Source organism: Clostridiaceae bacterium HFYG-1003 (genome assembly GCA_024579835.1).
Lineage (GTDB): Bacteria > Bacillota > Clostridia > Clostridiales > Clostridiaceae > JG1575.
The window spans coordinates 1237169-1262859 of sequence record CP102060.1 but is presented as its reverse complement, the minus strand read 5'-3'; the positions used below and the strand labels follow the sequence as shown (position 1 = coordinate 1262859).

Genomic DNA, 25691 nt, shown 5'->3' with positions numbered 1-25691 from the left:
CCATGATGACAATTGAACAGTTGAATCAGATTCAGGCCAGAACGCTGGAAGCGATGTCTGCCCGCCTGGGCAAGCGGACTCCCGGCGGCTATAAGTATGAAGTTATGGTCTGCCGTGACACCGGCTGCTCTTCCAACAAAGGAGACAAGGTCATGGAGCGGCTCCAGGATCTGGTCAGAGAGCGCGGACTCGAACACGAGATCAGCATCAAACGGACCGGCTGCTTCGGATTCTGTGCTGCCGGACCTATTCTGGTGGTTTATCCGGAAGGGACATTCTATTCCCGAATCAAGCCGGAGGACGCTCAGCGGATTTTTGAGGAACACCTGATCGGCGACGCACCGGTGAAGGACCTGATCTACCCGGCCAATATCCTGGAAGACAAGTTCCTGCCGCTGCACGAAGCACCGTTTTACAAGTATCAGAAAAAGATCGTCCTGCGCAATACCGGACTCATCAATCCGGAGTCATTGGACGAATACATCGCCATGGACGGCTATCAGGCGCTGCACAAAGTGCTGACAGCCATGACGCCCGAGGAAGTTATTGAAGAAGTCAAGAAGTCCGGGCTGCGGGGACGCGGCGGAGCCGGTTTCCCCACGGGACTCAAATGGCAGTACACCCGGGAAGCGGTCGGGGATCAGAAATACGTCGTCTGCAACGCGGATGAGGGAGACCCAGGCGCATTCATGGACCGGTCCGTGCTGGAAGGGGATCCTCATTCCGTCATTGAGGCCATGATCATCAACGGCTATGCCGTTGGCGCGGATCAGGGATACATCTATGTCCGGGCTGAATATCCGGGCGCGGTGCACCGGCTCAATGAAGCCATTGCCAATGCCAAAGCCTACGGTCTTCTGGGGCAGAACATTTTCGGGACCGGATTTAATTTTGAACTGGAACTGCGTCTGGGCGCCGGCGCTTTTGTCTGCGGCGAAGGCACTGCTCTGGTTCAGTCCATTGAGGGACACCGCGGCATGCCCCGGGTCAAGCCGCCCCGGATGGCTCAGGCCGGACTGTGGCTGAAGCCCACGGTACTGAACAATGTCGAAACTTATGCCAATATTGCGCCGATTATCCTGAAGGGAGCGGACTGGTTCCGAACCATCGGCACCGAAAAGAGCCCCGGCACGAAAGTCTTCGCCCTGGGCGGCAACATCAACAACGTCGGACTGGTGGAAGTGCCTATGGGTACGACGCTGCGTCAGATTATCTATGAAATCGGCGGCGGCATTCCCAATGGCCGTCAGTTCAAGGCAGTTCAGACCGGCGGACCGTCCGGCGGCTGCATCACCGCGGCCCACCTGGATACGCCCATTGACTTTGACAACCTGACCTCCATCGGTTCCATGATGGGATCCGGCGGCATGATCGTTATGGATGACCACACCTGCATGGTGGACGTTTCGCGCTTCTACATGGACTTCATCGTGGAAGAATCCTGCGGCAAGTGCACCCCCTGCCGGGAAGGCACCAAGCGCATGCTGGAAATTCTGGAGAAGATCACAGAAGGCAAGGCAGTGGAGGAAGATCTCACAACCCTGCACGAACTGGCCGAAACGGTAGCTCATGCTTCCCTGTGCGGTCTGGGCGAATCTGCCCCGAACCCGGTCTTCTCGACCATGGCCAACTTTGCCGACGAATATCACGCGCACGTCGTTGATAAGAAATGTCCGGCCGGCGTCTGTACCGAACTGACAACGTATTTCATCACCGATCAGTGCATCGGCTGCACCAAATGCGCCAGAAACTGTCCGGTGTCGTGCATTTCCGGCACCGTCAAGCAGCTCCATGTCATCGATCAGGAGGCCTGCATCAAGTGCGGCACCTGTGCGGAAGTCTGCCCGGTCGGCGCAGTCATTCGCAGGTAAGGAGGGTATAATGGTTCAATTAACAATCAACGGCCGGGCTGTGGAAGCCAAGGAGGGCACCCTCCTCATAGAAGTCTGCCGCGACAACGGCATCGAGATTCCCGCGTTATGCTATGACAAAAATCTGGCCATCGACGGTTCCTGCCGGATGTGCCTGGTTGAAATTGAAGGCCGCCACGGTCTGGAAACCAGCTGTTCCACCGTGGTGCGCAGCGGCATGGTGGTTCACACTGAATCCGAGCGCGTGGTAAAAACGCGCCGGAGTATCCTGCGCCTGTATCTGGACAATCATCCCAATGACTGCCTCACCTGTGAGAAAGCCGGGGACTGCCTGCTCCAGGAGTACGCCTACCGTTATGACGTCAGATTCCGGGAGCATGAAGGCGACCGCCGGGGCACCGGTCTGGCCGGCTGGACGGATACCAGCAGCCCGTATATTTTGCGGGATGAATCCAAGTGCATTCTCTGCGGAAAATGCGTGCGCACCTGCGCCGCCATTCCCGACCGCAATGTCCTGGGCTATGCCGGACGGGGCTTTCATACGAAAATCTCCGCCGATGCCAATCAGTCCCTGGAGGAATCAACCTGTGTATCGTGCAATCGCTGCGTCGTCATCTGTCCGGTGGGCGCGCTGATCGACCGGCGCAGTTACGAGGCCCGCATCCGCAGCTGGGAGGGGCAGCATTCGATTATCAAGTGCAAATCCTGTGATTACGGCTGCAACTTTGACTTACTGGATAAGAACGGGAAAAAGGTCATTCGCCCGCGCAAGCCGACCAACGGCCGGCCGCTCTGCCTGAGGGGACGCCTGTTTACTGAAGCCAGACATAATACGGAGCTGCCCAAAGCCTACCGTAAGGTGGAGACCCCGGACGGACGACGCTTCCAGGAAGTTTCCTGGCCGCAGGCCCTGGAGCTGGACGGACTGCTGGAGCGTTTTTGCACCGAACCCGAACAGGGGGAATAGAACATGCAGATCATCATTGATGGAGTCCATTACGAGGCACAGCGCGGAGAAACGGTTCTCCAGGTGTGTCAGCGCAATGGCATCCATATTCCTACGCTCTGCCATGACAAACGGCTCAACCCCACGGGGTCCTGCCGCCTTTGTCTGGTGGAGATCAAGGGCAAGCTGGATACGTCCTGTACCGTGCAGGTACGCGACGGAATGGAAGTCAGCACTCGGAACGAGCACGTCGTCAAAGGCCGCCGTCAGGTGCTGGACCTGCTGTTTTCAAATCATCCCAATGACTGCCTGACCTGCAAGAAATCCGGCAGTTGCGACCTTCAGGATTACTGCTATGAGTATGACGTGAAGGAAGGGAGTTACCGCAGCGGGGCGCAAAAACACTTTGAAATGGACACCTCCAATAAATTCTATGACTATGACGCGGACAAATGTATTCTGTGCGGCAAATGCGTCCGGGTTTGCCAGGAACTGCAGTGCACCAACGCCATCGGCCTGAAGGACCGCGGATTTGTCACGAAGGTGGCTGCTGCCGGCGGCGGGCTTCTGGCAGACTCACCCTGCGTCTCCTGCGGCAATTGCGTCGCGGTCTGTCCCACCGGAGCCCTGATGGAGAAATCCGGAGGCTACCGGCGCTGGGATCTGAAACGAACTCGAACCACCTGCAGCTTCTGCGGCGTGGGCTGCCAGATCGACCTGTTAACCAAAGGCGACCAGGTGGTCGGCGTGGAACCGGCCTTCGATACGGTGCCCAATGACGGACTCCTGTGCGTCAAGGGACGGTTTGCTTACCATTTCATCAACCATCGCGACCGTCTGACCACGCCGCTGGTCCGGCGCGAGGGAAAACTGGAACCGGCCTCCTGGGATGAAGCGCTGAATCTGATTGCTCAGAAGATCCGACAGGTTCGGACCGTATCCGGTCCGGATGCCATCGCCGGCTTTTCATCGGCCCGGGCGACCAATGAGGACAACTACCTGTTCCAGAAACTCCTTCGCGCCGTGATCGGGACGAACAATGTCGATCACTGTGCCCGTCTCTGACATGCCTCTACCGTTGCAGGTCTTGCAACAACATTAGGCTCAGGCGCCATGACCAACTCCATCGCGGAGACCATGGACAACGATGCGCTGTTCCTCATTGGAACCAATACTTCGGAAAATCATCCGGTCATTGCGACGCTGATGAAGCGGGCGAAGAACAAGGGTGCAAAAATTGTCGTAGCGGATCCCCGCCGCATTGAAATGGCTGACTGGGCGGATGTGTTCCTCCAGCTCAAGCCGGGCACCAACATCGCGCTGATCAACGGAATGGCTCATGTCATCATCCGGGACGGTCTGCTCGATGAGGAGTTCATTCAGACGCAGACAGAAGATTTTGAAGAACTCAAGGAATTCCTTCAGAGTTATACGCCCGAATGGGTATCTGGGATCACCGGCGTTCCGGCTGCGGACATTGTCCGGGCAGCCCACATCTACGGGGAGGCTGAATCCGCCGGGATCTACTATGCCATGGGCATCACCCAGCATGCCACGGGTACCAACGGCGTCATGGCGCTGTCGAACCTGGCCATGCTGACGGGCAACCTGGGCAAGCCAAACGGCGGAATCAATCCGCTTCGCGGTCAGAACAACGTGCAGGGAGCCTGTGACATGGGCTGTCTGCCGGCTGATCTGCCCGGATATCAGAAAGTGTTCAAGCCGGAAGTTCAGTCCGCGTTTGAAGCCTACTGGGGACGACCGCTGTCCGGAAAAGTCGGTTTGACACTCCCTGAAGTCATTTCCTCCGTGCTCAAGGATGAAGTCCGACTGCTTTGGGTATTTGGTGAGAACCCGGTGGTCTCAGACCCTGATACGAACCATGTGCGCCATGCTATGGAACATGTGGATTTCCTGATCGTCAACGATCTGTTCCTGACAGAAACCGCGGAGTATGCCGATGTGGTACTGCCTGCGGCATCCTTTGCGGAAAAGAACGGAACCTTTACCAATACTGAACGGCGGGTCCAGCGCGTCCGTCAGGCCGTTTCACCGCGTGGTCAGTCCCGGCCCGACTGGTGGATCTTCATGGAAGTCATGAACCGCCTGGGTTATGACAAGACTTATGTGGACGAGTCCCGGATCTTTGAGGAGATCGCCCAGGTGACACCGTCCTACCGCGGCATAGACTATTCCCGCATTGACCAGGTCGGGCTGCAATGGCCCTGTCCCAGTGCGGAGCATCCTGGAACCAAATTCCTGCATCAGGGCAAAATCGCCCGCGGCCGGGGACTGTTTGTCCCGGTGGACTACAAGGAACCCATGGAGCCGGTGGATGTCGAATATCCCTATATCCTGACCACAGGTCGGATTCTCTACCAGTACCACACCATGAGCATGACGGGCAAAACCGAGGGGCTCAATGAACTGACGGGATCCTCCTATGTCGAGATTGCCCCGGAAACGGCTTCGCGCCATGGCCTGGCAACCGGCGACCGGATTAAGCTCTACTCCCGTCGGGGAGAGATTTCCACCACCGTTCGGGTTACGGACATCATCGAGGATGAAGTCATCTTCATGCCATTCCATTTTGCCGAGGGAGCTAATGTACTGACCAACACCGCGCTGGATCCCATTGCCAAGATTCCGGAACTGAAAGTGTGCGCGGTGCGCCTGGAAAAGGAGAAGAACTGATGGATCACAAAGTCATCAATATTCTGAAGTATGCATTGGACATGGAACTGGCCGGCCATAACTTTTTCAAGGAAAAGGCCAGTCAGTTCACCAATCCCACCACCCAGGCCATATTTCTGAACCTGGCTGAAGTGGAGCAGGAACACTATAACCTGATTAAAAAAGAACTGGACCAGTATACCGCCAACCCCGAAGGCTTCCAGGTCAACGAAGAGGTCCTGAAACGGGATGAGTCCACGATTTTCCAGCAGCGTCAGGGATCAGAAGCCCTGGACACCACGCTGGTGGAATCGGATGTACCGGATCTGACGATTCTGCGCATGGCCTATCTCATCGAGCGGGATTTCAAGGAGTTCTATGGGGAAGCCCAGGACATGGTTGAAGACGAGAATGTCAAGACTCTGCTGAAGCGCCTGGCCGACTGGGAGCAGGGGCATGAGACGCTGTTCCGGCGCGAATACGACCGGCTCAAGAAAGAATACCTCAATCTTCCCTGGGGTGGATAGGCAGTCAGCCTGTTCCCAAGGCCAGAAGAATGCGAGGTCCTTACGGGCAACTGAAGCTGTAGCAAGGTCTATGGCAAGATCGAACGTTAAGTGGTAAAACCCCATACTGAGAAGCTGCTGCCTGGTTGTACAACCAGGCAGCAGCTTCTCAGTATTATTTTCTGTGCACTTTTTCTTTTCTTGCACAAATGTATGCCTTCGCTTGCCTCATGGTTCTTTCTCTTGAATTGAGTCAATAGACGTGAAGTACAATTCCTATAATAGAAATCTTGACCAAATTGATCGATATACGAAGTTAAGTTTTTCAACGAATCCGTATTTGGTGGTTGGAGGTCATTCGCCCCTGGACCTTAACGAAGAGAGTGGATCAAAATTGGATCGAAATACAAGTTAGCTGATTAAGAAAAGGCTGAAGTGCATTGCGAAATCAAATATGAAAAATGAGCGTTAGAATCTTAACTAATTATTAATATTAAGAATCCCCTTTGAAATAACAAAGAAACAATTTGCGTGTTTGACAACTACTGCGTGTATCTTATGAAAAACTATTCACAAAATTATTTGATAGTGCTATAGTTTGATCAATTTAAGAGTTGTTTTTCAGGCATGGACTATACTCACATTTAATTGATCGTATTGAGTCTACCCCGATCACGATTACTGAAGATGTGAATGTATTGTTTTAAGATGAATTAAAAGCCTGAAAATTTGATTCTGTTTATCCCGGTTGCGTTCCTTCGGAAAGACTTCGTCTTCGAATAAAATCCGGATCTGCCGCTGTTCTCTTAGCTGTCTCCAATTCCTTGGCCAGGAATCTTGTTTTTTCAATTAGGAAGGGGGTAGAACACTACCTGTAACGATGGATTCCATAACAATTAATGACTTTGGTTTCATTCTAGAGCACTGGTCTTCACGGTGGTTAACTTCGACCAAAAATGTCATAGAATACGTGATGGTTAAAAGTCCGATTCGTTTCGAACGGAAATATGAGTAAAAAGGAACTTATTAGCGATGAAAATCAATTTTTTCAGAATTATATTGATCGGCATTTGCATAGGCTGTACATCATTAACAGCTGGATGTCAGAATCAACCGGAAATCGATCTTGAAACAGCTGGTTACGCGGATGAACTCATTCTCCCTGATGGCTATGAAAAGTTGACCAACGAAGAAGGTGCCGAAAGGCTATTTCGAACAACGCTGGAAATGAAAGATGGTCAGAAGTCCGGAGTAGTTCCGTTTAAAACCTTTCAAACCGGAGATAAATTATCACCCGGCATTATTTATATACCTGCCCAGGCTCATCAGCATGCCATCGAGCAACTTGCAGCTTCCAGAATGGGACCTTTGGAGCAGGGGCTTTACCTGATTCAACAGAACAACGAGTGGAAAGCTTTGAAAATCAACATCGAGTATTTCTATGAAAATCCGAACTCACCGAATGATGACTCCAAAGTCATCATAAATGTTGATGGAACGATTGCTTCGATGCCTTTTAACTATACTGCGATAGCCTGCTATATTCCAATTAAGAAATGATACCTCTCAATCACATTCTGTTCGATTTCCTGCTCGGTCCTTCCTGCTGGATTTTATTGTCAAGAAATTGTGGTGAATTATGAAAACGGGTCGAATTGCCCCAAGATGAAGTGGGAGACGCAATTAACTCCCTTCCCTAAACATGGCATAAGTCTCCTAAAGCAGAATTGCTCTTTTCGCATGCCTGCTTTAGGAGACTTTTTACTATAAAATCTCATTTGAAGTGTTACTGCTATTGTTCCTTGTCCAGAAGTTGATGGTATTTCTTGTCCGGGAATTGCTGGAAAGAATGGCAAGTTGAGAGAAATTTCAACTTGCCATTTTGTTTAGCTCAGTTCGCCATTGATGACCAGTTTGACCATGTGGTCGTCAATGATTCGCTTTCCACTTTGGTAACCAAAAATCAGGGTGCTGGTACACACTTGGTTGACTAGCCTGGCGGATCCACCGGAATATCGATAGATTGCCTCAGTAGCCTCATCTGAGAAGAGCTCATGGTCGATCCCGGCATATTCCAGGTGGCGTTTCATGTATCCCTTCACCTGTGAGTGGTCCATCAATTGCATTTTGCACTGGATGTCGATCCGTTGCCGGATCGCCGTATAGGACTGCATCTGGAGTTTCTCCCATAGCTCGACCTGGCCCACCAGAACCAGTGCCATGGGACTGACGGCATCCATCCGGAAGTTGAGGAGAAAACGTACCTCTTCAAGCATTTCTCGATCCAGCAGATGCGCCTCATCGACAACGACCACCGGACGCTTATTGTGGAGTCCTTTCATCAACTCGATCTCTTTATGCAGCTGGCGTTTGGCATCCCCTCGATAGAATCTTGATTCGGCCCCTAACTGATCCAGCATCCCTTTGTAGAAATTTCTCGGCGTCATTTTCGAGTCTGCCAGATAGATCAGGGTGTATCTGGTGTCATCCAGTTGATCGCGGAATCGGCGAATGGTGGTCGTCTTACCAGTGCCGCACTCTCCGGTGAGTACACAGAAGAGTTGCCGTTCGGCGACATAGGATAATCTGCTTAGGGACTCCTCCAGCGTATTGGAAGGGAATAGTTCCGTAGTCGGCAGATCCCGACAGAATGGAGTTTTCTTGAAGCCATAAAACGCTTCAAACATCACTGCCACCCCCTTTTCTTATGTCTTTGAAAGAGATGGCCGTAGACTGCTGTTTGTCTTTTCGCTTCTGATTCTGCTTTTGGGCACCATCGAGTAACCTGGAAGAGGTTGGCTTGACTGGAGTCAGGAACTCCGGCAGCTGAGGCTTGGGCTCCACACGCTCCCCAATGACCAGCTTTCTCACCACAAAGGGTTTGTCATCCTGATACTCAATGCTCAGTTCCTCGGTGTTACTGGGGTCATAGACCACTTCCACGCTGCGAGCCACATAGGGTAGCCCAACTTCATACTTCGCGCCGCCAAAGCTGATGCAGCCACTCTTATCGACTTTTCTGGTCTCAGCGTGCAAAAAGGCGTTGGCGACCTTCTCCGCTGGCAGATATTTCAAGGGCCTGGGATCCAGATTATACGCCTGATGCGGGGTCGTTCCATTGAGTGCGGTATGCGGTTTGTTCTGGTAGCATTCTTCCAACCAGATCCAGAACCGCTCATTCATAACCTCGAGGGATCGTTCCGAGTTATCGAATTTATACTCATCGAGAAACCGATCGATATTCTGATTGAATTTTTCTATTTTTCCGGTGCCTTCCGGAGAGTAGGGCTTTGCGAAGATCAGCCGGATGCCAAGCTTTGCGCAGGCTCTGGACATCCACTTATTTTTAAACTGGCGGCCGTTATCGAAGTATGCCTGCTCTGGAATTCCCCACTTGAGGATGGCTTTGCGGAAGCAATCCTCAACGATGCTCTGCTCCAGGTTCGAGTAGAACTGGGCATGGAGGATCATCCGGGTAGCGTCGTCCAAAAACGCCACCAGATAGACCTGCTGCGGCTTGTTTCCAGGACCGATCGGCAGGTAACAGCCATACTTGATATCCGAATGCCACAGTTTGTTGCGGGTGCGTTTTTGAAATCGGCGGGTAGCTACCCCGCCAGCGGCATAGATGGCCATATGCTTCCCGCTGTAGCCCTTCTCCTGCAATTTCTCCTGCAGGCTGCTTCGCTTGATCGAGCCAGCTTCGGTGAGGCCTTCCCATTCCATGATTCGAATGATCTCAGCCACACTTCTGGACGGGATCTCTTTGCGCAGCCGCACGGCTTCGTCCAACACCAGCGCCGGGATGGCTCTTGAATCCTGCGATACCCTCGCCTGCGGTATCAGTCCGGAAAATCCCTTCTGCTGATAACTATTCAGATATCGCCGTAAGGTCCGCTCGGAAATCCCAGCCTCGCGGCAGATCTGCTCCTTAAGCACCCGGATCTGCCCCTTGTCCAAGTCATGGGAAAGAAGGGGCGCCAGTAGAATCGCCCGTTGCGTCGCTATTTCCTGTGCTTTTTCCTTGTCCTTCATGTCATGCCTCCATTCAATTTCGAGTGATGACATGATTTTAGAGGACTCCTCGGTGGACACCTATGCCAACTGGGTATGTGGCCATCGGTGATTGTTGACTAAAATCCGGACAACCTTTTTCAGCCAGCCCGCAGGCTCGCCTACAAAGAAGAAAATCCTCTCGAGTATGGACTGAGGCAGATCGGAAAAGTCGACCCCATAGTCCTGAGTGACTGTAGCATATGTACTGAGCAGAGCACCGACTAAAGCGTGGGCTCTGGAGTTGAACCAGGCTCGGACCCGCCGAATGGTCGAATTCTCAACGGGCACCGCTTCATGTTGACCGGTGATGATCTGCTCCAGGATCGTTGTGGTCTGCCGCTTATAGGGAGTTAAGAGATCCGGAAGTTCGTGATGGATCTTCCCGCAACCGGGGTTGGTACAGCGCAGGCGACGAAGCACCAGGATCATGACATCCCCATTCTCGTTGATCACTAATCTCCTGCGGGAGCCAATGACCTTAAGCGACTGATGACAGATGGGACATATGCTTTTCTCCATACTCCGAACAAAAAACACGCTGATCGGGATTCCATTCTAAAACGTATTTTGATATACTGATCATGCTAATAACTTAGTAAGGATCCTCCCTGATGACTCGGCGCTAACCATAGAGTCAGGGAGGATCTCTTTTTGTCCTCCAAAATATATTTATGGACATTATATCCGTCTATTTACGGACAGGCAAGGCTGGCTACTATAGGACGATTGGTTCCGGCATAAACATTGAAGAATTACATGAGAGTGGATGAAGTATGCGGATGGTATTTTCCGTCTGTCATATTTGTATAAGTTATTTTGGGTCAATCCAAAAACCTGTGAGATTGACCGATGAGCTCCAGTTCTTTCCTATGGTTCATGATGAATCAATAATAATAATTTTAAATTTATTCGATCCTATTGTCTCTTGAGGGAAATTAATGATGGAAAATAAAATTAATTTATGGAGAATAAAGATACCAAGGCTAATTATTTATTTTTTTAGAGCATTTATAATGTTGTAGGTTTTATCGGAGTCTATTTTTTATGGAATTTGCTGATATTACGTATCCTTCTAATTATCTTTTCGTATGGGGATTGATTTCGATATCTATCCGTAAGTTCTTCATATATTGTGTATGATTTCAGTGATTATAGAACAGCTGCCTATGGCCGGGTTGTACAGGGGATTGCATTTACCAGTTATATGGTATAAAAAGAAGGTAGGGGATATACAAAAAATACTTGGCATCCCATTAGAATTGTCTTTCTTCGAAAATTACTTCATTGAGCATAATAGATCTCAATAGAACACAATAGAACTCAATAGAATAAGGTTTCAATACTCGGATTCTTCTGATCCTCTTCCAGCTTGAAAGAGCATGTGATCAATGATTTAGAATCTTTTTACGGATTCACAAGGGGGTTCCATTATGAAACAAGCGAATCGAGTTTTAGCCATTGTCTGTTTCCTGATGATTGGTACGGCCTGTACTGGTCCTGCTCCAAATCAAGCAGCAAGTTCAGGAGAACCGTCTGACCGCTCAGTTGCTGTCCAGCCTGCTGTCCCTTCAGCTCCCTTGCCAGTCTCAGCACCTATTCAAAATCGCGTTGCTGTCGTGCCAAAGCCCGAAATGGTTGCCGCCTATTACCCGGCCGAAGATGACATCCAGATGGATCTTGATTTCGATGGAGAACTTGAAACGATCCGATTAAGCGCAACTGACTTTAAGATTAATAACGTAAGCTGCCGATCGGTAGTTGAGGAAGACTTCTTTGAGGATGATGATCCGATATTGGATGAGTTCCTGATTACTGACATCAATTATCTGGATGATCAGCGGGAAATCGGCCTGATGGTCAGAGGTCCCAGCGATGATCCGGTCACTTACTTCTATACCTGGAAGGAAGGGGCCCTTGAAAAAATAGGTGAAATTCCGACGAACATTCCTGATGCGGATGATCAATTTGACGGAGAAGGCCACATTTTTGGAATCATGCGATTCAGTCTTCTCCAAACCTGGTTTGGCCAGGCAACCTGGAGCCTGACGCCGGACAACACCATTGAACCAGTACCGGATCAGGTGTACCCGGTAAAGATGTATACCTATATGGAGCAGATCTACCTGAAAGTCATGCTGCCCATCTACATGAATCGGGGCGATGCAGCACCTTTCATGAAACTGGCACCTCAAAAGGTCGAGTTCCTGGCCAGTGATAACAAAGAGTGGGTTCAGATCCGAGGCAGTGACGGCAAGAAAGACGGAGAGGGTCCCATCGGCTGGTTCCGGGTCGATGGGTTTGACAGCATCATTGATCTGGGACTAAGACCTGATCAGGTGTTTGATAACCTGTCCAATGCGGATTGATGAAGGACTGGGCTTAACAGTATTAAAATCAGAGTTATAAATTCGGAAAAATCACCCGCCTAGAAAGGCACCGCTCTCGCGGTGCTTTTCAGCGTTCAAGCATAGTTCTATGAAAATTTCAGCTTGATGGATCATGATATAATTTATCATAAGAGACTCATCAGCTCCATTTTAAAAAGAACGAAACAGGACACTAACCCACGAACAGCCTGCAGGGGTGAACAATATCATCCGATGTGGATCCGATGAAGTGACTTCAGGAATTATCAATCGGGGGATAGACCGTCTGATTACTACGAGAGTGAGAGAATATGGAAAAACAACTGATATACGGAATAACAAGGCTGGAACTGGCTGATTGGCTTAAGACACAGCAGCAGAAAGCAGGCTGGGTAGATTCGATCTGGCAGCATTTGTACCAGCATAAAGTGACATCCTTCCGGGAGATGGCGGATCTTCCGCCGCGCCTGACTGATTTTCTGGAAGAGCATTTTACCTTTCAACCGTTGGAAGAAGTAACGATCCAGGAAGCAGAAGATGGGACAACCAAATTCTTGTTCCGTCTGACGGATGCCTGCCTGATCGAAACGGTTATGATGCCGAAAGGGTATGGCAAAGCGGTTTGTGTCACCACTCAGATCGGCTGCAACATGGGCTGTCAGTTCTGTGCCAGCGGCTTACTAACTAAGCAGCGAGATCTCACGGCGGGGGAGATTGTTCTTCAAATCCTCCAGGTGGAACGGTGGCTGACCAGCCGCGGATCAAAAGCCGGTGTCTCGCATATTACGGTAATGGGGATCGGCGAACCCTTTGACAATTATGACGAAGTGATGCGAGCACTGGGCATTGTGACAGATCAGAGAGGGCTGTGCATCACGCCATCGCACATCACGGTATCGACTAGCGGTCTGGCACCGAAAATCCGGCAGTTTGCCCGGGAAGGTCTGCCGGTTCACCTGGCGGTTTCGCTCCATGCACCCAACGATGAAATTCGATCCCGATTGATGAAAATCAACCGGGCGTATCCGATCAAAGAATTGATGGATGCGCTGAAAGAATACATCCAGCTGACAAACCGCCGGGTCTTCTTCGAATATATTTTGATTCGGGGCATCAATGATAAGCCGGAACATGCCCTGGAGCTGGCGAAACTGATTCGTCCACTGGGTAAAAAAGGCTATGTCAATCTGATTCCCTACAATCCGGTTCAGGAAAAAGAGTTTGAGCGCAGTGATTCAGAAGACATATCCAGGTTCTTTGATCTTCTGATGCAAAGTGGTGTCAATTGTATCCGGCGCAAGGAAATGGGCGGAGACATTGAGGGTGCCTGCGGTCAGCTACGCAGCCAGCAGCTGAAACATGATCAGGTGCTTGGCAAATAGTGGCGGGGAACTCCGGGATTGTTCCAGGGATGGATGATCCATCCGAAAAATGAGGACACGGCGGAGTATGCTGCATCACCAGGATGACTTAGGCGGGAGGAATACAATATGAAAATGATATTCGATCCCCGCATCAGGCTGGTGCGGTATTTTTTAAAAGTGGCAGACGCGCCGCGACTGGCGTTTCAGCAGTTTCATTATCCTGAAGTAACCATAATGAAAAATGTCGGAGGCTCCGAAAAGTCAGATAAAGCTTATCTCTTCGATCTGTACCTACCAGTAAAAAAAGAGAAAGCCTGTCCACTGGTCATTGATCTGCATGGCGGCGGGCTGGTCTATGGCAGCATGGAACTCAATCAGTGGACTGCCGCGGAAATGGCATTGCGCGGATATGCCGTGGCGGTGCTGGATTACCCGTTGATCCCTCAGGCCACGGTGACAGAGCAGATTCAAGTCATTCTGTCATCCTTGGCGAGGCTTGAGCAATTGCCAGTCGACATCGATTGGGAGAGAGTCTACCTGAAAGGAGATTCCGCCGGTGGACTGCTGTGTCTGCTTCTGTTGGGGGTTTTGACTACAGGCAAAGGGGAATCAGCTCCGTTATTTAATATCAGGCATTCGTTCCGAATTCGGGCGGTCAGCCTGATTCACCCCATGGTAAGAACCAGACGAACAGACATCCTGAATTTCATTCCGCATTATCTCGGATGCAGCCGCCAATCTGAATCAAATCCATTGGGACAAAATCCATTTTCTCAACAGTCTCTACAGACTCAAGCCATTCGGGAGAAGAGCGGGCAGCTGACAGACTTTATGACCGACCCCCTGCAGTTAATCCCGCAATTACCGCCTGTATGGCTGGCAACCAGTGGAAATGATGTCATGTTTCACCGTGAAGGGATCGACTTTGCACAAAAAATCAAGCAGGCAAACATCAAACTCCGGTTACATGATTACCCTTTTCGAATCAGAAAACCTTTGAATCACATTTTCATGGTGACACAGCCTCAGCGCAAAGAGAGCCAGGATTTATATGACTCGATGGATCAGTTCTTTCGGACAAGTGAAGGCTAACAGCCCTGAAGCAAACTCATTTCTTCGCATCATTGACCTTTGGTTGGATGGACATTCCTATGAATCCGAAAGAAGAACAAGGACGACAATAGAGAAAAGTTGAAATACAGAGACATCGACAAGTGAGAAATTGACTAAAGTGAATGACCGATAGAAGAGAAGGGAAAAGAAGAGTAGAGAAGGGCAGGAAAGGAGGGGATCAGTGCATGGAGCTGACTCAAGTTAACGTTGGATATTCCTGGATGAATCTTGATGCAGGGAATCAATATAAATCGTTCCGGCAAAGCGAATTAAACCGGGAGAATTGGGCAGAACGGATCCGATGGAATCTTTCGGTGCTTGAATCGACAATACGTTACAACCGAGCTCTTCGGATTCCGCTTTATGGAATTTCTCCTGATCTCCTTCCTTTTTCCATCACGGAGAATTTGCCTTTTGATTGGGAAAAGAAACTTGAGAAAGAGTTTGAGTCGATCAAGCAGCTTCTCTGGGGGAAAATCCGTATCGTTATGGAAATGGGATCGCCCAGTGAACTGAGTTCACCGGATGAAAAAGTTTGGCGGGAGATGGCGCGTCTTTTGGAACATCAGGTCCGGATTATGGAGCTGATGGGAACCGATCCGGATAACAAGCTGATCCTTCGAATCTCTGCAGTGAATGATGATAAAGCCGTCGTAATGGAACGGTTTATTGAGCGAGCCGCCTCACTGGATGCAACCATTCGTGCACGCCTCGTCCTTGAAAATGACGAAAAAAACTTCAACATCGCTGATGTACTGAAAATCAGCCAGCGAACTGGTTTTCCAGTTGTTTTCAGTCATCTTGCTCATCAATATAATCCATCGCCGGAGGGCAGGTCGATGGCAGAATGGATCCAACTGGCCGGTCAGACCTGGGGCCCAGGCGATGGCCGGCAGATCATCCGGTACAGTCAACAGGCAGTGGGGAAGCTTCCAGGAACTCAGTCCGATACCATTGCCGCAGACTCATTCATGGAGTTGATCCAGACCCTTGCAGAATCATTGGATGTTCTTCTGGAAGCGCAGGATTCTAATCGATCAGCTGAGAAAATCCAGATGATTCTTCAGCGTGATGTCAAGCTGGCTGAACGATTATGGGCTCGTTCCAAGTATTCAGTTCTGGCTCGATCTCAGCCCATCTATCGGGAGATCCGCATGCTGCTGAAAGATAAATCACAGCCGGACTTTCTTCGGCTGGCCAGACTGCTGGAACAGGCACTCAACCTTCCTGAATCAACCGGAGATGCCGTCAATGCGGCAGAACATGTCTGGGGCTATTTCAAAAATCGGGCAACTGACGATGAACGCCAGGCCTTTCGAACACTCATCGAAGGTCTGGCATCTCGAGAAATACCGGAGCTCACAGTGAGAGAGTACCTGTACAATATGCTCCGAAAATACCCGCATCCTTATCTTCAGGCAAGCTACTATTTCAAGGAAGCAGACAAACAAGCAGACAAGCAGACATGCAATCATACAAGGATGGATCTTAGCAAAATCTATATCGGCCAAAATGAAATCTGATGCATTCCTTCCTGTCAGCCACTTGCACAGGGAAACATGCGAGAGTAGGCTAAAATAGGAAAAACAATGCAGCCAGCAACATAACTGACTGCATCTTGAAGGAGAACATATTCATGAAAATTGGATTCATCGGGCTGGGTATTATGGGCAAGCCCATGAGCACGAACCTGATTAAAGCAGGACATGACCTCATGGTTCATACCCCGAAAGAACATGTAATGGATGAAGTAGTCGCGCTTGGCGCGAAGAAAGGGACATTGGCAGAAACAGCGGCATTTGGGGATGTCTTGATTACCATGGTGCCGGATTCTCCTCAGGTCCGTCAGGTAGCCTTAGGTCAAGGCGGTATTCTCGAGAACGCTCGTCCAGGCACAACACTCATTGATATGAGTTCTATTGATCCCAACGAAACCAGAGCCATCGGTGCGGCTTTACTGGAAAAAGGTATTCACATGCTGGACTGTCCCGTTAGCGGAGGAGAACCGAAAGCCATTGAAGGAACGTTAGCCGTCATGGGTGGGGGAGATCCGGAAGTGTTTGAGCGGTATCGGGACCTATTGATGGCCATGGCCGGATCGGTCACATACGTCGGGCCGCTTGGATCAGGCAACGTGGCGAAACTGGCCAATAACATCATCGTGGCAGTCAACATTGCCGTCGCTTCGGAAGCCCTGATGTTTGCCCAAAAGTCCGGAGCTGATCCGGAACGGGTCTATCAGGCCATTCGCGGCGGTTTAGCCGGTTCCACTGTCCTGGATGCGAAAGCGCCCATGATGCTGTCAGGCAATTTTAAACCCGGATTCCGCATTGGTCTCCACATCAAAGATCTGAATAACGCGATTAAAGCCGGACATGCCGTTCAGTCTCCGCTGCCACTTACGGCTCAGGTCATGGAAATGATGCAGGTTCTGCGTGGTGCCGGTTATGACCATGAAGACCACAGCGCGCTGCTTCGCTACTATGAGAAACTGGTGGATACGACCCTGACCCCTCGAGAAGAATAAAACTGATTGCGGAAATTACCAAATTTAACAAATCGCCTGCAAGATTCCTGTGAGGTTGTCTTGCAGGCGATTCCAATTGAACCTGACATAGTTGATGCAGATCGGTCCAATGAACAGGAATTGAAAGAAAAAAACATAGAATTACGGTGCGCCGAAGAACTGTAATGTGGACTCTTTCTCATAAGTGAAATATTTAACATTCAAGGCGAAGAAAAGGGGATAGATCGATTTTATCGAGGTACTAACACAAGGGAAGTCTGAATTTTGTTACCCGCAAAATTTTGACATTAGCTTAGAATTTGATATTTAAATACCGTATATAACAACAACGCCTGTTGAGAATTCCTGAGTTCTTGGTTAGGATGTCGCATGATAATTCAGCTCAACAACCGCATAATGGCAAACAATCCGACTCAACCGAGATTCCGGTGACATGTCAACCTGAGAATTGATTTATGAAAATAATCCGGATGCCAGGCCATTTCCATCGGATACAGACCAATAATATGCGAAAAAACTTTTCGTATGATGAAAGATTCTGTGTCAGAAGGTAAAGTAGACGCGATGATTTCGCTCAGAATCGATGAGTAAATTTAATGATAGAAAAGACGGAAGATGTGGATGAAATTGCTTCATGATAATCTGCGTAGTTTGCGAGTTTTGATTCAAGATCCTAGGATCCTGGTTCAGGCGATCCAAGAATTGATGAATTTAGATTAGATGATTTATAGCAAGAGGATAAACTGGATATCATAGTGATTAGTGATGGCATGTGCCCAACATAACCCAGGGTTCAACGGCAGCCCGTGTTGCTAAATAAGGAGGATGGGGGATAAAAAAAATAATGTCGCGAAATATACATTTCGCGACAAATACAGGGAGATTAGTGGAATTCGGAAGGCTGAATCTCATATCTGGGTCCTGAAAGCAAAATTCAGTCGGTTTATTTCAGATTCTCACCCAACCAAACTTGTCATGAGTTCGCATGCAAGTCATCATCATTGACACATTCAGTGTATGGTTCTAATGGTTGTTCCTTATACCAGACTCCGGAGCCATCCGGTACGTATCCACGTTTCATATACATTCTCTGAGCAGTCCCATAACCGCTGTGTAGACCCACTGCAAGTGATACCGAGTCACTCATCTCTTTAGCCAGGCTCTCGGCAACATCCATCAGCTTGCTGCCAATTCCTTTGTTCTGATATTTGATCAACACATTAAAATCAACGATTTCAGGGATGTTTCTTTCGGCATATGGCCCAGCGATGGCATTCGCAAGCAAGGTCACGTAACCGGAAACCTCATCGCACTGTTCAGCAATAAGCACGGACCGTACTTTCAGTTCCTGTTGCTTATAATACTTTTCGAACAACTCATATGACTTATGCCAACCTTGTTCCGCGAAACCGCTGACAAGTTTCTCAATGTCACGTTCCGCCATGGAACGTACCGTTAAATCAGCATTTCTATAATAAATCAATTGTAACGCCCTCAATTCCAATTGTACGAATCATCCCGGTTTAATCCTGGCTGGTTGCCTTAAACCCGGTTATTTTTAGGAACTTGATCCCCAGGATCGATTCCAAGTCGATAGTGACTTCGTTATCTGATGGCATTTTGACTGCGATGGATACATACACATCAATGCCATCCAGTGTGATTTTATTGAACTTCTGGAGTTCTTTTGGCGCTTTGTTGCTGATAATGGGGATTTCTACAAAGACGCTTTCGCCGGAAGTCCGGTAATCCGGATGTTCAATGGTGGCAAAGGGTTTATTTTTCTTTTTTAAATATTGAACGGCTTTGTCTGTTATGTTCAATTTTTGATATAATTCTTCAATCATAATTAACTTCCTTTATTCCAATAATCGTGTCAGCTCATGCTGCAGCAGGATTCCCACGGTTTGTGCAAAGCGCTCAGGGGATTCAATATGGGCCAGCGAACGACCATAAATGGTTTTAGCAGCAGGGAGGTCAGCTTCTTTCCCGGTAAACACACACAGAATGCCAATTCCTTCTCCTCTCCCCTTGCGTACTTCAAGGGCGGTATCTGTCACGGCGATCTGATCGGAGTAATCGGTTGATACCGGGCTGTTTCCTTTGGCCCGTGCCATGTCATTGGGCTTGCCATCAGACAGAACGAGGAGAATTTTGTGATCGTAGCGAGTCTGGCTCATGAGCTGCCAGGCTGTTCGAATGGCCAGACCATCCCGATTGAAGCCAGTTGCGCGATAGCGAAAAATCTCCTGATTGTCTTTTGGTGAATTGTAATCGCGGAACAGTCGCAGGATGGTAAAGCCGCGCCGGTTGCAGAAGGAATAGACTTTTACCGGGATCTGACATTTAGTCAGACTCTCTGCAATAATGAAACCCTGAGCGGCAATGATGGACTGACGGCTCAGTTGAGAAGCCGAGGCATCAAGCAGCAGGTCAATGCTTAAATTTCCGAGAGACTCATGGGATTCTCTTGAGAATATTTTGGAATCATCAAATTTCTGGCTCCGCCAGATTCTTGAGGGAATGAGTCTGCCAAAGTCAGATCTTATGCTCTCTGAGGGATCATGGATCAGGAGTGTATTGCTGAGCCGATGGGTCAACTGAGCGATGCTTTGATGGATTCGTTCCCGATGCTGTTTGTGGTAAGATCGATTTTTCTCGAATTGAGCAGCAGCCTGGCGCTCATCCTCTGTCCCCTCTCCCCCTGAAACCGGTTCCCCATTGGTCAGATGAAGATGGCAAAGTTGATGGTTTTCCTGACAGACAACCTTTTCCAAGGCCAGTGTTTCATCCGGAGTCAGGGAGGATTTGCCAAAGCACGATTCCATTTCCTGCCGCTCCCTGAACTCCTGTTGTTCCTTGAACGAAAACCACTGCAGTGCAAGTTTTTTTCGAAGTCCGGATTCTTCTTCTTCCAGCAATCCTCCACCCTGTTCGACTGATCCGATGCTGATTCGTTTAATATAGGGCAAGCCTTTGGACTGCAGCCGTTTTTCACCAAAATGGAAGATTTTAAAGCGGTGAGTACCAAAAGCGAGTTTTCTGGAAGCAGGCTGAGTCAGATCGATCTGAAACACCCGATGAAACAGTTTGGTCAGTTCATTGACGATGGTCTCGGCAGTCGTTGCCCTCTCAATTTTCAGTCCGCAAAGCAAAGCTTGCCAGGGTTCCTTCAAGTCTGCCGGGTGACCCAATATTTGTCTGAGATAACTCGTCAGGATCAGGGCGTAAATATCACTGGGATCAGGTACTGATATTTCCCGCAGGATCTGACGGGCATAATCCTGACGGATCAGTTCAAGGACCGGGCGTTCTTCCTGACTGGATGAATACAGAGCATGCTCGATGGCGATCCATGAGAGATTGGTATAGAGCTCTCCTCCCGGTTCGTCATTCAGCCGTTCAAAGAAATTCTCCAAAGATGGAAAATCAGGCAGGCGGTGGGCCGCCCCGATGACGTAGTTCCAGTACAGGTCGGCATTGCCGTCTGCATCATAGGCTTCCTGCTGCGGACGAATTCCGTAGTCCTGGGCCGCGGTCCAGATGATGTTTCTGGCCCGCTGTCTCTGGGCGGCCCGGGGCTTCATGATTCTTTGAAGAGCCGCTCACGCTCCATGTTTGGGGGAATTCGCAGGCGAATTACATCCTGAATCAGCGTTCGTTCAAAGGGATCAAACGCCTTGTTGGACAGCCCCAGCTGGAGGGCTGTATTGGCTTCCAGCCCGCGTTCCATCAGATGGATCGATCCCAGAAGTCCCCGCAGATCCACAGCTTTGGTTGAGATTTCAGCGTTTTCGCTTTTTCTTTGAAGATCTTGAAACAAGCCACAGAATTGCTGGATATATTCCGGCCGCATGGTCGGAAATTCACGGCGCAGAAGCTTTTGCAGACTTTCCTGAGACATGCCTGGCATTTCGATCACCATGAAGCGCGAAGCCAGCGCTTCGTTCAGCTCTCGAGTTCCGGCGTAGCCGTAGTTCATCGTCGCAATGAAGCGGGTGGCACCATTCAGTGTAATTTTGTCATACCCGGGAATATCGATGATGCGGCGAAAATCGAGGGTGGCATGGAGAACAGCCAGTGCCTCATTTTTCGCCATGTTAATTTCATCCAGAATGCCGAATCCGCCATGCATGGCACACTCAGTCACGGGGCCGCGTCGGAAACGGACTTCCCCCTGAACAAACGTATCCGAACCAATCAGAGTTTGCGCGTCGATATTAATGTAGAGGGGAATGTCCCAGCTGGGTCGGCCAAAGGCGCAAGCCAGATTCTGCGACAGAACATTCTTGCCGGTAGCCTTTGGGCCCACCATCAGGAGGTGCTCCCCGCACAGCAGTGTGGTAAGGGCCTGTTCCCAGACATCGTTGCCATAGTACAGGTACTTTGGTTTTGGAATTCGATAGGTTAATTCGGCGTCCAGCTTGAAATGATCGCGGAACCGAAGTAAGTCCTGAATCAAAGCATCCTTGATTCCTTCATTTTTAAGAAATTCTATCATGCCATCTCGCCACCCTATGTTGGAATGAGGTCGGATCTGCTCTTCCCCGTTAATTTAGTTATATCATGAAACATCAAATGAGTAAAAAATCAGTGGCCTGTTTGCTTTGGAACATTGGGAAATAAGTGATCTGAATTCATCGGGTCACAGGGATAGAAAAAGCCATCGCTGCAGGCCTTACCCTGAAACGATGGCTTTTAACGAACAGATTGACCGGGCTGACTGTTCTTTTCACTGATCAATCCCATGGAACCAGTGATCGAAAAGCAAGAGAGCTTCGTAAGGAAAAGAACAAGTATTATTGGCTTTTTTTGTAGTTTATTCGCCGAACGCATTGCCCATTTCTGAAACAACAGAAACAAATCCGGAAGAGATTACGTCAATCATATCTTCAGCAACCTGCTCGATATACCACTTCCCGTCTTTTTTAACCACGGGGATTTGAATGGTTTTTGTTTTGAAGGTTTCTTCGAATTTTGCGGTCTGTTCGTTCATGACTGTTGTGAACATGGTCTTGGCTTCTTCCTCAGAAGGTTCGCCGCCGCTCAGGGCGCTGCCCATCATCTTCATGATCAGGTCGCCAAAGACGGCTTTCAGCAGCGGACCGGCATCGACATATTTCGTATCTACCGTAATCGTAGCCTTGTCCCCGTCGACTTTCGTCTCTTTGATGGTATAAGTCATCTTCTTCGCTTTGTCTTTCATGAAATCTACGAATAATTTCGAAAATGGATCATCTTCGGCCTGGAGCAGTTCCTTGTTCTTTTCGATCCCGTCCGTGTTGGTCGGCAGAATTTGCTTTTCCATTGCAACGGTATCCAGGGTTTTGGCTGCCTTAAAGTATTCGTCCACCGGAACGGCGGCCTCATTCACTCCACTGCAGGCGGACAGTGACAGCGACATGACCAGGAGCAGCATAGCAGATAACAGTTTCTTCATTTTCATTCCCCCTAAACGATTTCAGACTATTTTCATTATAGCACAGGAATGAAATGATGTTAGTAAAATAATGATCAGCATAGAATTTTCATTCTATGCTGATGCTAACAGAGATTGGGATTGTGGATTACACAACGATGCAGCCGTTCATTAGCCTCCTGTCATTGCCTGAAGCAGCAAGAGGCGGTCATTGTCTGCCAGCACGGTGTCAGGCACCGCCTCCCGCCCGTTGACCAGAATCGTAATAACCTGGCCCTCGATCTGCAGGTGCTCTGTCAGACCCAGGTGGTTCAGCGCATTCTGGACGGTGGAATATTCTGCCAGCTCCAGGGACTGTCGAAGAGACGGCGCAGAATTCAGGATGGCCCGGACTGAAATGATCATTTTGTATTACCATAGAGGAAATCATAAGCGAATTCGAAGCCGCCGAGCTCTTCCAGCCATTCCCTGGGAGGAATCAGGGTATCAGGATCCCAGCCGAGCTCCCGGAAGAAATCATCACCCATCTGGTCACTGGGGATCACCACACCGGCCAGAGGACCCTTGTCCAACGGGCCATTGAGCCGAGGCGATATGGTCAGATCCTTCTTTGTGATCCCCTCCCGCAGATTAAACAGATGGCGCATGAAGAAAATGCGTTTTCCGGTTCGCAGCTGTTCCTCCAGATCAAATCGGCGGCCGGTGGTATAGCTGATGAACTGATTGATTGTGTCCTTCTTGAACCCACGGCTCGAGAAAGCGCAGAAACCTGCAGAATTCAGGACTTCCACCGCCGTCATCATTTCGACATCCCGACTGGGTCTGTTCGGAGTATCAAGCGGTGACCAGGGATCTCCGCCCTTCATATGGCGGCCCGGAGTCGGATCAAACTGATAGATGCGGTTATACCCTTTGGATCGGCGGCTGTCATGCATGCCGGGTTCGACTCCGCCGGCCGTGGTTTCAAATTCTGCACCCCGGCCAAACGCCTGAATGGCGGCTCGCTGTCCGTTCATCAGTTTCTCTCCCGCGCCCTTGCCTTGGATCATCCGGTCGAGAAGTTCTATCATGGCGTCTCCATTGCCCCAGGTCAGGTTGATGCCATCCAGGTCTTCCGGTGTCAGTACGCCGTGTTCCATACACTCCATGGCCCAGGCCAGCGTAGAACCGGCCGAAATGGTATCCATACCGCCTTCATTGCACATTTCATTGAGTTTGATAATGGCGTCAATATCATTCAGGAGACAGTTCTCCCCAAATGCTGCCAGTGTTTCGTACTCCGGGCGATCCGTCGAGCCACTGAAGTATTTTCCGTCTTGCACCTGATATTGGGCGCCGCAGCGAATCGCGCAGTTGGCACAGCCATAGGGTCGAATATTGTAGTTCCCGTCAAAATAAGGTCCGCCCACCTTTTCGGCATTCTCTTCACCAAAATCATCAATTCCGGAGCCTCCCCAGTTCTTGACCGGTGCTTCCCCTGACAGAATATTCGGGGTGTTGCCGCCCGTTGTTCCGTACTGTTTAAATTTGCGCAGAACCTGGCCGTCTTTTGTTTCCGGCGGGTTTGCCAGGTGCTGAGCCATTTTCTTGTTCAAAGCTTTGAATTCTTCCGGCTGAGCCGGTTCATAATAGGCCGATCCGCGGACAACGACCGCCTTCAGCTGCTTGGAGCCCATGACACTGCCGGCTCCGGCACGCCCGGCGGCCCGGTGCCGGTCATTCATGATCGTTGCCATGAAGGACAGATGTTCTCCTGCCGGACCGATGGCAGCGGACTGCATGCGAGGCTCATTCAGCTCAACGCGCAGAGCGATTTCGGTTTCTTTAATGGATTTCCCCCACAGATGGCCGGCGTCCCGGATTTCGGCCTGTCCATCATGAATCCACAGATAGACCGGACGGGACGACAGGCCTCGGATGAAGACCGCATCGTAGCCGGCTTTTTTCAGTTCTGGTCCGAAGAACCCGCCGCAATTGGAATCATTCCAGCCCATAGTCACCGGGGACTTATGCACGGCCGTCCAGCGGCCGGACATGACAGCGCCTGTCCCTGTACAAGGACCGACCGTAAAGCCGATCACACTCTCCTCGCTGAACGGATGAGTGCCCTGGGGCATCATATCATACAAAATTCGAGCACCGATGCCATAGCCTCCCAGAAAGGTCTCAGCCATCTCCCGAGTCAGTTGTCTTTCTTCCATAGCGCCGGATCCCAGATCGACAAACAGCATTTTTCCGGCATAGCCGTATAATTTATCCATATTTCCTTCCCTCTCCCAGTTATTTATTGCTTCACAACTGCCATTGAACAACTAAAACCACTCGCTCAGATCGGATTCTTTTTTGTCCTTTGACTCCACTTCTCTTGGCTTTTCCCGATCCAGCACCATGATGAGACCAATCAGTGAGGCCAGCGTCAGAGCTGCCATTCCAAGGAGCACCAGATCCTGATGGATCGATGACAGACCAAGCAGTGCTCTGGCCGCCAAATCGCTCCATTGGGACAGGAAAGGATGGATCGTCATATCCCTTCGTTCCGGATCGGAGAGATAAAGCCGCAGGGCGGATGATGGCAACCAGTAGATGGTACCGAGCAGCAAGGGAACCCATTGGGTCTTCCACACGGCCAGTAAGCTCAGAATAAACCATGCCGCCGCAAAGATAACTGCCCATGCAAGGGATTCATCCTGGGGCAGAAGCGTGCCGGCCAGAGTCAGCAGGAGCATGGTGCCAACCAGTCCCCTGCTCCAGGCTGGATGGATTCGAGGCAGTTTTTTTCCATAGGTTTGATATTCCATAATAACTCCTTGTGTCACAACATATTTTGCATAGTTAAATTATAGCAAAGTT

The 25691-nt window shown here is 49.9% G+C and carries 21 protein-coding genes; 10 read left to right on the top strand and 11 right to left on the bottom strand.

The window, feature by feature from the left end; genetic code table 11:
- The first annotated feature begins 5 nt into the window (after positions 1-5).
- From NQU17_05780 to NQU17_05760, 5 genes are all read left to right on the top strand, one after another.
- Entirely contained in the window at positions 6-1871 is a 1866-nt protein-coding gene (locus NQU17_05780; GenBank protein UUM13466.1) for an NADH-quinone oxidoreductase subunit NuoF, read from the top strand.
- Between the two features lie 10 nt (positions 1872-1881).
- Complete coding sequence (locus tag NQU17_05775; GenBank protein UUM13070.1) at positions 1882-2838, top strand: 2Fe-2S iron-sulfur cluster-binding protein; 957 nt, start codon at positions 1882-1884, stop codon at positions 2836-2838.
- Positions 2839-2841: 3 nt separating this feature from the next.
- Positions 2842-5511 carry a formate dehydrogenase subunit alpha gene (gene fdhF / locus NQU17_05770; protein UUM13069.1) on the top strand — a complete coding sequence of 890 codons (2670 nt, stop codon included), beginning with the start codon at positions 2842-2844 and terminating at the stop codon, positions 5509-5511.
- Positions 5511-6017 (top strand): ferritin family protein, encoded by a 507-nt coding sequence (locus NQU17_05765; GenBank protein UUM13068.1) that lies wholly within the window; start codon positions 5511-5513, stop codon positions 6015-6017. Before fdhF ends, NQU17_05765 begins: the two co-directional genes overlap by 1 nt.
- A gap of 1011 nt (positions 6018-7028) precedes the next feature.
- Complete coding sequence (locus NQU17_05760; protein ID UUM13067.1) at positions 7029-7556, top strand: hypothetical protein; 528 nt, start codon at positions 7029-7031, stop codon at positions 7554-7556.
- A 326-nt stretch (positions 7557-7882) separates the two neighbouring features.
- Here NQU17_05760 and NQU17_05755 read toward each other — a convergent pair whose 3' ends face one another.
- Genes NQU17_05755 through NQU17_05745 form a run of 3 tightly spaced genes read right to left on the bottom strand, consistent with a single transcriptional unit; the run spans position 7883 to position 10571 of the window.
- Positions 7883-8683 carry an AAA family ATPase gene (locus NQU17_05755; protein ID UUM13066.1) on the bottom strand — a complete coding sequence of 267 codons (801 nt, stop codon included), beginning with the start codon at positions 8681-8683 and terminating at the stop codon, positions 7883-7885.
- Positions 8676-10064, bottom strand: a complete 1389-nt coding sequence (locus NQU17_05750) for a DDE-type integrase/transposase/recombinase (GenBank protein UUM13065.1) — start codon at positions 10062-10064, stop codon at positions 8676-8678. The genes NQU17_05755 and NQU17_05750 overlap by 8 nt, the downstream gene beginning before the upstream one ends.
- Positions 10065-10091: 27 nt before the next feature.
- A complete protein-coding gene (locus NQU17_05745) occupies positions 10092-10571 on the bottom strand; it encodes a DUF6431 domain-containing protein (protein UUM13064.1) in 480 nt (159 codons plus the stop codon).
- A gap of 1097 nt (positions 10572-11668) precedes the next feature.
- On the opposite strand from NQU17_05745, the gene NQU17_05740 reads away from it, so the two are divergent.
- The 5 genes from NQU17_05740 to garR all read left to right on the top strand — a co-directional run bounded on the left by NQU17_05740 (position 11669) and on the right by garR (position 17422).
- Complete coding sequence (locus NQU17_05740) at positions 11669-12418, top strand: hypothetical protein (GenBank protein UUM13063.1); 750 nt, start codon at positions 11669-11671, stop codon at positions 12416-12418.
- A gap of 311 nt (positions 12419-12729) precedes the next feature.
- Positions 12730-13800 (top strand): 23S rRNA (adenine(2503)-C(2))-methyltransferase RlmN, encoded by a 1071-nt coding sequence (gene rlmN, locus NQU17_05735; protein UUM13062.1) that lies wholly within the window; start codon positions 12730-12732, stop codon positions 13798-13800.
- 108 nt (positions 13801-13908) lie between these two features.
- Entirely contained in the window at positions 13909-14874 is a 966-nt protein-coding gene (locus tag NQU17_05730; GenBank protein UUM13061.1) for an alpha/beta hydrolase, read from the top strand.
- A gap of 242 nt (positions 14875-15116) precedes the next feature.
- Positions 15117-16418 (top strand): DUF1722 domain-containing protein, encoded by a 1302-nt coding sequence (locus tag NQU17_05725; GenBank protein UUM13465.1) that lies wholly within the window; start codon positions 15117-15119, stop codon positions 16416-16418.
- A gap of 107 nt (positions 16419-16525) precedes the next feature.
- Complete coding sequence (gene garR / locus NQU17_05720) at positions 16526-17422, top strand: 2-hydroxy-3-oxopropionate reductase (protein ID UUM13464.1); 897 nt, start codon at positions 16526-16528, stop codon at positions 17420-17422.
- Positions 17423-18395: 973 nt separating this feature from the next.
- Here the strand turns inward: garR and NQU17_05715 are convergent.
- The 8 genes from NQU17_05715 to NQU17_05680 all read right to left on the bottom strand — a co-directional run bounded on the left by NQU17_05715 (position 18396) and on the right by NQU17_05680 (position 25639).
- A complete protein-coding gene (locus NQU17_05715) occupies positions 18396-18866 on the bottom strand; it encodes a GNAT family N-acetyltransferase (GenBank protein ID UUM13060.1) in 471 nt (156 codons plus the stop codon).
- 79 nt (positions 18867-18945) lie between these two features.
- Positions 18946-19269, bottom strand: a complete 324-nt coding sequence (locus NQU17_05710; GenBank protein ID UUM13059.1) for a hypothetical protein — start codon at positions 19267-19269, stop codon at positions 18946-18948.
- A 12-nt stretch (positions 19270-19281) separates the two neighbouring features.
- Positions 19282-21009, bottom strand: coding sequence for a hypothetical protein (locus NQU17_05705; protein ID UUM13058.1), 1728 nt, complete (start codon positions 21007-21009; stop codon positions 19282-19284).
- On the bottom strand, positions 21006-21923 hold the full coding sequence (locus NQU17_05700) for a MoxR family ATPase (GenBank protein ID UUM13057.1): 918 nt from the start codon (positions 21921-21923) through the stop codon (positions 21006-21008). The genes NQU17_05705 and NQU17_05700 overlap by 4 nt, the downstream gene beginning before the upstream one ends.
- A 318-nt stretch (positions 21924-22241) precedes the next feature.
- Entirely contained in the window at positions 22242-22862 is a 621-nt protein-coding gene (locus NQU17_05695; protein ID UUM13056.1) for a hypothetical protein, read from the bottom strand.
- 150 nt (positions 22863-23012) lie between these two features.
- Positions 23013-23246, bottom strand: coding sequence for a MoaD/ThiS family protein (locus tag NQU17_05690; GenBank protein ID UUM13055.1), 234 nt, complete (start codon positions 23244-23246; stop codon positions 23013-23015).
- Positions 23243-25102, bottom strand: coding sequence for an aldehyde ferredoxin oxidoreductase family protein (locus tag NQU17_05685; protein UUM13054.1), 1860 nt, complete (start codon positions 25100-25102; stop codon positions 23243-23245). Before NQU17_05685 ends, NQU17_05690 begins: the two co-directional genes overlap by 4 nt.
- Before the next feature lie 51 nt (positions 25103-25153).
- The gene (locus NQU17_05680) at positions 25154-25639 is read right to left on the bottom strand and encodes a hypothetical protein (GenBank protein ID UUM13053.1); all 486 of its coding nucleotides are present in this window, start codon (positions 25637-25639) and stop codon (positions 25154-25156) included.
- Between the last annotated feature and the right edge of the window lie 52 nt (positions 25640-25691).